The sequence below is a fragment of the Plasticicumulans sp. genome, assembly GCF_035331805.1.
Classification (GTDB): Bacteria; Pseudomonadota; Gammaproteobacteria; order Competibacterales; family Competibacteraceae; genus Plasticicumulans.
Genome location: NZ_DAOLKE010000137.1, coordinates 1 through 8,870, shown reverse-complemented (window position 1 = coordinate 8,870; position 8,870 = coordinate 1). Strand labels below are relative to the sequence as shown.

The 8,870-nt window shown below is 71.5% G+C and carries 7 protein-coding genes; 6 read left to right on the top strand and 1 reads right to left on the bottom strand.

Going from position 1 to position 8,870, the window contains the following annotated elements; translation table 11 throughout:
- The coding region (locus PKE44_RS10895) for an AarF/UbiB family protein (RefSeq protein WP_324550995.1) at positions 1-1,072 on the bottom strand (1,072 nt) is incomplete at its 3' end.
- A gap of 155 nt (positions 1,073-1,227) precedes the next feature.
- Between PKE44_RS10895 and PKE44_RS10890 the strand changes: the two genes are divergently transcribed.
- The 6 genes from PKE44_RS10890 (at position 1,228) to PKE44_RS10865 (ending at position 8,836) form a co-directional block, all read left to right on the top strand.
- A complete protein-coding gene (locus PKE44_RS10890; RefSeq protein ID WP_324550992.1) occupies positions 1,228-1,932 on the top strand; it encodes a class I SAM-dependent methyltransferase in 705 nt (234 codons plus the stop codon).
- Between the two features lie 148 nt (positions 1,933-2,080).
- Positions 2,081-4,807: an aconitate hydratase AcnA gene (acnA, locus tag PKE44_RS10885; RefSeq protein WP_324550990.1), complete on the top strand. Its 2,727-nt coding sequence runs from the start codon at positions 2,081-2,083 to the stop codon at positions 4,805-4,807.
- Positions 4,808-4,856: 49 nt separating this feature from the next.
- Entirely contained in the window at positions 4,857-6,251 is a 1,395-nt protein-coding gene (fumC, locus tag PKE44_RS10880) for a class II fumarate hydratase (protein WP_324550988.1), read from the top strand.
- Between the two features lie 17 nt (positions 6,252-6,268).
- Positions 6,269-6,691, top strand: a complete 423-nt coding sequence (locus PKE44_RS10875) for a VOC family protein (protein WP_324550986.1) — start codon at positions 6,269-6,271, stop codon at positions 6,689-6,691.
- Positions 6,692-6,855: 164 nt separating this feature from the next.
- Positions 6,856-8,121 (top strand): sensor domain-containing diguanylate cyclase, encoded by a 1,266-nt coding sequence (locus PKE44_RS10870; RefSeq protein WP_324550984.1) that lies wholly within the window; start codon positions 6,856-6,858, stop codon positions 8,119-8,121.
- Between the two features lie 130 nt (positions 8,122-8,251).
- On the top strand, positions 8,252-8,836 hold the full coding sequence (locus PKE44_RS10865; protein WP_324550981.1) for a CHRD domain-containing protein: 585 nt from the start codon (positions 8,252-8,254) through the stop codon (positions 8,834-8,836).
- Positions 8,837-8,870: the final 34 nt, after the last annotated feature.

Genomic DNA, 8,870 nt, shown 5'->3' with positions numbered 1-8,870 from the left:
CCGGGCGGCCGAGCGCGGCGAGCGCGCGCGCAAACAGCGCGCCATCCTGCGCGAGCGCCGCGAGCACGACGCGCACCAGCGCGATGCGCGCCTCGCGATCGAGCACGGCCACCAGACTCCAGTCGAGGATCGCGAGCCGTCCGTCGGCGGTCACGCGCAGGTTGCCGGCGTGCGGGTCGGCATGAAACATCGTCTGCGCCTGCGGCTGCCAGAACGGCTGCGCGAGCAGCGCCGCATACAGCGCACGGGCCAGGCGCGGGCGATGGCCGGTGGCTTCGGTGATCTTGTCGCCGTCGATGCGCGTCATCGCTGTCAGCCGCGGCGTGCAGTATTCGAGCGGCTGCGGGATCAGCACGTTCGGGTCTTCGGCGTGGCGGCGGCAGGCGGCGGCGAGGTGCGCCTGTTCGGTTTCGGGGCGGATCTCGTTGAGCAGCAACCCCTGCACGCCGCTGAGCGTCTCGCGATACGGCAGTTCGGGCAGGCCGAGCTCGGCGCTGCGCGCTTCCAGCCAGTCGCCGAGTTCGGCCCAGATCGCGAGTTCCTCGGCGAGCTGCGCCTCGATGCCGGGCTTCAGCACCTTGAACACGCCGCGCGCATCCGGCGCGATGCCGCCGTGGCGCGCAAACGGCACGACGATCGCGACGCTGGCCTCGGCCAGTGCCTGCGGCGCGATCTCCAGATGCGGCACCGCACCGATCTCGGCGCGGATCAGCGGCAGCCAGACCTCGGCCGGCGTCTCGGGCGGCAGCGATTCCAGCGTCTGCAGCCGCACGCGCAACTGCGCATCGAGCCGGCGGTCGCGCGCCAGCACCTGCCCGAGCTTGTGCAGGCTCGGGCAGGCACGCGCGAGGGCGACCACGCGCGCTGCGGCCGTCGCATCCTCGGGCAGTTCGAGCTGCGCAGCGACGATGGCATCGAGCCGCGCGCCCGACAGCCGCCCGAGGAAGCCGTCGAGCGCCTCGACGATCAGCGGCCGGTATCCGGCCCAGGCCGGCGGCACCAGTTCGGCGACCGCGGGCATCAGCAGCGGCGCGAGGCCGGCGGCAGCGGCCGGCGGGAAGGAGGTGGTCATGTCGGCATTCCCTGAAATGGCGCATCGCATGCGATACGGAAGTGAAAACAGCGCAGCGCTGCGGGTTCCCGGACGGATTTTCCGCCCGTGCAGCCGGGGCCATCGATCGCGGCCCCGGCAGCGGCCATGCTGAAGGCAGGAATCAGGCCGCAATCATGACGATGAACCATGACGATCCGCTGCTGCCGGCCGGGCCGCAGCCACTGAACCGCGACAGCTACGACGCCATCGCCAGCGCCTGGGATGCTGCGCGCCGTTGCCTGGACGAGCGCGAAGCCGGCTGGCTGCTTGATCTGGTGCGCGGGCTGAGGCCGCCGGCACCGGTGCTCGATCTCGGCTGCGGCAGCGGCCGGCCGCTGGGGGAATGGCTGCTGGCGCGCGGGCTGCAGGTCACCGGCATCGATCAGTCTGCCCGCCTGCTGGCGCTGGCCCGCACCCGGCTGCCGCAGGGACGCTGGCTGGAAGCCGACATCGGGGGCTGGATTCCGGACACGGACACGGACACGGACAAGAATTTCGCCGCGGTGCTCATCTGGGATGCGCTGTTTCACCTGCCGCGTGCCCTGCACCTGCCGCTGCTGGCCCGCATCTTCCGTCTTCTGCAGCCCGGTGGCCGGCTGCTGCTCAGCTCGGGCGGCAGCGCGCAGCCGGCCTTCACCGACACCATGCACGGCGCGCGCTTCTTCTACGACGCGCTGGCGCCGGATGTGCTGCTCGCAGGGCTGCTCGATCTCGGCTTCGGACTCGAACGCATCGAGTACCTGAATCCACCGACCCGCGGCCGCGACAAGGGCCGCATCGCCGTGCTCGCGCGCAGGCCCGCTGCAGCGCCGGCAACGGTTCCCCACGCTGCCGAATAGCAGCGCTTCCGGAGCAGGCGGCGGACGCCTCTCCTACGCTGATCGACAGACCGATCGCAAGCCCTTGAGCCCGCAGCCGGGAATCCGTCGACCGCTGCGCAGTCGCAGGTTGCAGGCCTGTCCGATCCGTTGCCGGAGAATCCTTCCGATGACCCACGATCCGTTCGACGTGCTGCGCGTCTTCACGACCGCCTCCGGCCAGCATGGCCGTTACTGCAGCCTCGCCGCGCTCGAGAGCGCCGGTCTCGGCGCCGTGTCGCGGCTGCCGGTGTCGCTGCGTCTGGTGCTGGAATCGGTGCTGCGCCACTGCGATGGCGAGAACATCACCGAGGCGCACGTGCGCGCCCTGGCCGGCTGGCAGCCGCAGGCGCCGCGCAGCGAGGAAATCCCGTTCGTGGTCGCGCGCGTCGTGCTGCAGGACTTCACCGGCGTGCCGCTGCTCTGCGATCTGGCAGCGATGCGCGATGCCGCGGCCGCCGCCGGCGGCGAGCCCGGCATCGTCGAGCCGCTGGTCGCGGTCGATCTGGTCGTCGATCACTCGGTGATGATCGATCACTGGGGCCGGCCCGATGCGCTCGAACTGAACCTGCAGCGCGAATACGAACGCAACCGCGAGCGCTACGCCTTCCTGAAGTGGGGCACGCAGGCCTTGCGCAGCTTCCGCGTCGTGCCGCCCGGCACCGGCATCGTCCATCAGGTCAACCTCGAATACCTGTGCCGCGGCGTGCACGAGCGCGACGGCATCACCTACCCGGACACGCTGGTCGGCACCGATTCGCACACGACGATGATCGACGCGCTCGGCGTGCTCGGCTGGGGCGTCGGCGGCATCGAGGCCGAGGCGGCGATGCTCGGCCAGCCGCTGTACTTCCTGACGCCGGACGTGGTCGGCGTCGAGCTGACCGGCCGGCTGCGCGAGGGCGTGACCGCCACCGATCTGGTGCTGGCCGTGACCGAGCGCCTGCGCAGGGAGCGCGTGGTCGGCTGCTTCGTCGAGTTCTGCGGCGAGGGCACGGCGGGCCTGTCGGTCACCGACCGCGCGACCATTGCCAACATGGCGCCCGAATACGGCGCGACGACCGGCTTCTTCCCGGTCGATGCGCGCACGGTCGAGTACCTGCAGCACACCGGGCGCAGCGACGAGGAGATCGAGCGCTTCGAGGCCTACTTCCGCGCCCAGGGCCTGTTCGGCGTGCCGGCGGCGGCCGAGCTCGACTTCTCGCGGCTCGTGACCATCGATCTCGCGGCCGTCGTGCCGAGCCTCGCCGGCCCGAAGCGCCCGCAGGACCGCATCGCGCTCGATGAGCTGCCGGCGCGCTTCCGCCAGCTGCTCGCCGGCCGGCCGGACGAAGGCGGCTACGGGCTGACGGCGGAGCAGATCGATGCGCGCGTGCCGCTCGCAGGCGGCGGCGAGCCGGCCGAGAACCGCGAGGACGCGCTGCCGGCCGACCTCGGCCACGGCGACGTGCTGATCGCGGCGATCACCTCGTGCACGAACACCTCGAACCCGGAGGTGATGATCGCCGCCGGCCTGCTCGCACGTGCCGCCGTGGGCCGCGGCCTGACGGTGCGCGCCGGCATCAAGACCTCGCTCGCCCCCGGCTCGCGCGTGGTCACGGATTACCTCGAACGCGCGGGGCTGCTGGCGCCGCTCGCCGAACTCGGCTTTGCGCTGTCGGCCTACGGCTGCACGACCTGCATCGGCAACGCCGGCGAACTCGCGCCGGCGATCGAGCAGGCCGTCACCGGACACGGGCTGGTGTGCGCGGCGGTGCTCTCCGGCAACCGCAACTTCGAGGCGCGCATCCACCCGCGCATCCGCGCCAACTTCCTGGGCTCGCCGCCGCTGGTGGTCGCGTATGCGCTGGCCGGGCGCATCGACATCGACCTCGCGCACGAGCCGCTCGGCCACGATGCCGACGGCCGGCCGGTGTTCCTGCGCGAACTCTGGCCGGCGCGCGCCGAGATCGCCGACACGCTCGCGCACGCGAGCGACCCGGACAGCTACCGCCGCCGCTACGGCGCGATCGACGGCGGGCCGCTGTGGCAGGACATCCCGGTGCCGAACGGCGCGCGCTACCACTGGCCGGACTCGGCCTACATCGCCCGGCCGCCGTTCTTCGACGGCTTCACGCGCACGCCCTCGCCGCCGGCCGACATCCGCGATGCGCGCGCGCTGCTGATCCTCGGCGACTCGGTGACCACCGACCACATCTCGCCGGCCGGGAGCTTCCGCGCCGACTCGCCGGCCGGGCGCTACCTGCAGTCGCTCGGCGTGCCGCCGGCCGAGTTCAACAGCTACGGCTCCCGGCGCGGCAACCACGAGGTCATGATCCGCGGCACCTTCGCGAACGTGCGCATCCGCAACCGGATGCTGGCCCCCGGTGCGGACGGCAAGCCGGTCGAGGGCGGCTGGACGCTGCTCGACGGCGAGCGGGTGACGGTCTACGACGCGGCGATGGAATACGGCCGGCGCGGCGTGCCGACGCTGGTGTTCGCCGGCGAGGAATACGGCACCGGTTCGAGCCGCGACTGGGCGGCCAAGGGCACGCTGCTGCTCGGCGTGCGTGCGGTGGTCGCGAGGAGTTACGAGCGCATCCACCGCTCGAACCTGGTCGGCATGGGCGTGCTGCCGCTGCAGTTCAGCGGCGAGGACAGCGCCCACACGCTGAACCTCGGCCCGGACGACCGCTTCGACCTGCCACCGCTCGCGAGCCTCAAGCCGCAGCAGACGCTGGAACTGACGATCCGCAGCCCCGATGGCAGCGTGCGCCAGGTGCCGGTGCTCTGTCGCATCGACACGCCGATCGAACTCACCTGCTTCCGCCACGGCGGCATCCTGCCCTGGGTGCTGCGCCAGCTGCTCGACGACTGAGGGCGGTCACGAGCAGAGGCCGGACGGCTGCTTCCCCGGAGTGATCCCGATGAACATGCGCATCGAACACGACAGCCTCGGCGACGTGGAAGTCCCCGACGAACGGCTCTGGGGCGCACAGACGCAGCGCTCGCTGGAGCACTTCCGCATCTCGACCGAGAAGATGCCGCCGGAGCTGATCCGGGCGCTGGCGCGCCTCAAGCGCGCCGCCGCGCTCGCCAACGCCGGGCTCGGCGTGCTCCCGGAGCCCGTCGCGCAGGCGATCGTGCAGGCGGCCGGCGAGATCATCGACGGCGGCCATGCCGATGAATTTCCGCTCGCGGTCTGGCAGACCGGCTCCGGCACGCAGACCAACATGAACCTCAACGAGGTGATCGCCAACCGCGCCAGCGAGCTGCTCGGCGGCCCGCGCGGCCAGGGCCGCAAGGTGCACCCGAACGATGCGGTCAACGCCGGCCAGTCCTCGAACGACGCCTTCCCGAGCGCGATGCACCTCGCTGCGGTCGAGGCCGTGCACCGGCAGGTGCTGCCGGCGCTGGCGACGCTGCGCGAGACGCTCGCCGACAAGGCCGTCGCCTGCGCCGGCGTCATCAAGATCGGCCGCACGCACCTGCAGGACGCCACGCCGCTGACGCTCGGGCAGGAGATGTCGGGCTGGGTCGCGCAGCTTGCGCACGCCGAACGCCATCTGACCGATGCCCTGCCGCACCTCTGCGAACTCGCGCTCGGCGGCACCGCGGTCGGCACCGGCCTCAACGCCCATCCGCAGTTCGCCGAACGCGCGATCGCGGAACTGGCGCGCAGCACCGGCCTGCCCTTCGTGCCGGCACCGAACCGCTTCGAGGCGCTGGCCGCGCACGATGCGCTGGTGCACGCGCACGGCGTGCTGAAGTCGCTGGCCGCGGCGCTGGTCAAGATCGCCAACGACGTGCGCTGGCTCGCCTCGGGGCCGCGCTCGGGCCTCGGCGAGCTCACGATCCCGGAGAACGAGCCGGGCAGCTCGATCATGCCCGGCAAGGTCAACCCGACGCAGTGCGAGGCGCTGACGATGGCCTGCGCGCAGGTGTTCGGCAACGACGTGGCGATCGGCTTCGCCGGCTCGCAGGGCAACTTCGAGCTGAACGTCTACAAGCCGCTGATCATCCATGCCTTCCTGCAGAGCACGCGGCTGCTCGCCGACGGCATGGACAGCTTCCGCCGCCACTGCGCGCTCGGCATCGAACCGAACCTGCCGCGCATCCGCGAGCTGCTCGACCGTTCGCTGATGCTGGTGACGGCGCTGAACCGCCACATCGGCTACGACCGCGCCGCCGCGATCGCACGCAAGGCGCACACCGAGGGCCTGACGCTGAAGGAGGCCGCGCTGGCACTCGGCTTCGTCAGCGCCGAACAGTTCGACGAATGGGTGCGCCCGGAGCAGATGCTCGGCCCCGGTACTGACTGAGGAACGGGAGCCGCACGATGCATCAGCCCATCCGCATCCGTGAACTCGATCACGTCGTGCTGCGCGTGCGCGATCCGGCACGCATGCAGCACTTCTACGAAACCGTGCTCGGCTGCCCGGTCGAGCGGCGGCTCGACATCGGCCTGATCCAGCTGCGCGCCGGTGCCTCCATCATCGATCTGGTGCCATTCGACAGCGAACTCGGCCGTCAGGGCGGGCACGTGCCGGACCACGACGGCCCGAACCTCGATCACTTCTGCGTGCGCGTCGAGCCCTGGGACGAGGCCGCGATCCGCGCGCATCTGGCCGCCCACGGCCTCGCACCCGGCCCGACCGAACGCCGCTATGGCGCCGAAGGCATGGGGCCGTCGATCTACCTGCACGACCCGGAAGGCAACGTCGTCGAGCTGAAGGGTCCGCCGGACGGGCAGAGCGCCTGAGTCCTGCGCAGGCCGGTGCCACCCGGCGCGCCGGCCGGCCGCTCATGCGAAATTTCCCGTTACCGGCTGCGGATGTTCGTACGCTTCTGGCATGGTAGCGACACCCGTCCCGTGCCGGTCCGCCACGGGGTCCAGACCACCGTGTTCGCCGAGGCCGCCGCCCGATGTCCGTTGCCGCCAGGGAAGCCTGCTCCGTCCGCCGATTCCGGGTCCGCAGCTGCGCGACACTGCTGCTCGCCACCCTGCCGCCGGTGGCGGCGGCCGATGTGGTCGGCATCGATGCCTCGATCTTCTGGCTGCTGGTCTCGGTCATGGCGATCACCGGTCTGGCGGCGCTGTTCGTGCAGCAGCGCATGCAGCGCCGGCTCGACCGTGCCGAGCGCGGGCTGCAGCGCGCCGTCAGCGAGCAGCGCGAGGCCGAACGCCGTTACCGGCTGCTGGCCGCGCACGGCAGCGAACTGATCTGGACGATGTCGCTCGGGACGCCGCAGTTCACGTATCTGAGCCCGGCCCTCGAACGGCTGTGCCAGTTCGCGCCATCGAGCATGCAGAACCGGCCGCCGGAGGAACTCTGCACGCTCGAATCGGCTGCGCTGCTGAGCGCCGAACACGCCCGGCTGAGCCGTCAGGCCGGCGATGCGTCGATTCCGGAAGTCCGCTTCGAACTCGAACTGCGCTGCGCCGACGGCACGACGCTCTGGACCGATACACGCCTCGGCGTGCTGCGCGACGAGAGCGGGACCGCGACTGCGATCTACGGCGTCGTCAGCGACATGACCGAGCAGCGCAAGCTGCGTGCCCGGCTCGATTTCCTCGCCCACCACGACGCGCTGACCGGGCTGCCGAACCGCATGCTGTTCTTCGACCGGCTGGAGCGCGCGGTCGCCGCCGCCCGCCGCGACGGCACCCGGCTGGCGCTGCTGTACCTCGACCTCGACGGTTTCAAGGAGATCAACGACAGCCTCGGCCACCCTGCCGGCGACACGCTGCTGATGCAGGTGGCGCTCAGGCTCTCGGCCAGCGTCCGCGATTCCGACACGGTCGCGCGCATGGGCGGGGACGAGTTCACGGTGATCCTGCGCACGGTGCGCGACGCCCCCTCGGTCGCGCGCATCACCGAGAAGATCCTCACCGCGCTGTCCGAACCGATCGCGATCGACGCCCAGCGCGTGCGCATCGGCGTCAGCATCGGCGCCAGCCAGTTTCCGGAGCACGGCGATCAGGTCGGCACGCTGGTGGCACTGGCCGATGCAGCGATGGCGCGCAGCAAGCGCGGCGGTCGCAACCGCTGGAGCATGGCGATCCCGGATACGCCGGTGCTGAAGTCGGTGCCGGTGGAAGCCCCGCCTGCCGAGACACCGCCGCCGGAGGGCGCCGGCAGCGTGCGTCCGGTGCTGGCCGCGGTACGCAATCCCCTGTCCGAATCGTAAGCCGGCCGCCCCGGCTGCCCTGCTTCCGCTGCGACTGCCGGCGACTACGCTGGCGCTGTGCCGGATCACACCCTGCCGGCACATGCCCGTGGAACCCAGTCAACAAAAGCCATCAGGGAGTGCCTTGCCCATGCCCCGCCTTCCCCGCCTGTTATCCGCCCTCGCCTTCGCCGCCGTCGCCCATGGTGCGCAGGCCATCCCGATCAACTACGTCGCGACGCTGAGCGGTGCCGCCGAAGCACCGCCGAATGCCTCGGCCGGCACCGGCAGCGCGCACGTGGTCATCGATACCGATGCGCATACGTACGCGATCCACTTCGACTTCAGCGGCCTGACCGGCACGACCACCGCCGCCCACATCCACGGCCCGACCGCCTCGCCCGGTACCGGCACGGCCGGCGTGATGACGACGACCCCGGCGTTTCCGGGCTTCGTGACCGGCGTCAGCTCGGGCAGCTACGACCAGCTCTTCGACATGACGGTGGCCTCGACCTTCAACCCTGCCTTCGTGACCGCGCAGGGCGGCCTCGCCAATGCCGAAGCGGCGTTTGCCGCCGCGCTCGCCTCCGGCAGCGCCTACCTGAACATCCACACCACGGCCGTGGGACTGGGCGAGATCCGCGGCTTCCTGACGCAGATCCCGGAACCGGCCAGCCTCGGCCTGCTGGCGATCGGTGCCCTCGGGCTCGGACGGCTGCGCGCGCGCCGGCGCTGATCGCCGCGCCCGGCCCCCGGCCAGAGGCCCCGGT

What these genes read in the sequence shown, in the direction of transcription:
- PKE44_RS10890 (WP_324550992.1), top strand. Translation starts at nt 1,228, where the DNA reads ATGACGATGAACCATGACGATCCGCTGCTGCCGGCCGGGCCGCAGCCA.
- acnA (WP_324550990.1), top strand. Translation starts at nt 2,081, where the DNA reads ATGACCCACGATCCGTTCGACGTGCTGCGCGTCTTCACGACCGCCTCC.
- fumC (WP_324550988.1), top strand. Translation starts at nt 4,857, where the DNA reads ATGAACATGCGCATCGAACACGACAGCCTCGGCGACGTGGAAGTCCCC.
- PKE44_RS10875 (WP_324550986.1), top strand. Translation starts at nt 6,269, where the DNA reads ATGCATCAGCCCATCCGCATCCGTGAACTCGATCACGTCGTGCTGCGC.
- PKE44_RS10870 (WP_324550984.1), top strand. Translation starts at nt 6,856, where the DNA reads ATGTCCGTTGCCGCCAGGGAAGCCTGCTCCGTCCGCCGATTCCGGGTC.
- PKE44_RS10865 (WP_324550981.1), top strand. Translation starts at nt 8,252, where the DNA reads ATGCCCCGCCTTCCCCGCCTGTTATCCGCCCTCGCCTTCGCCGCCGTC.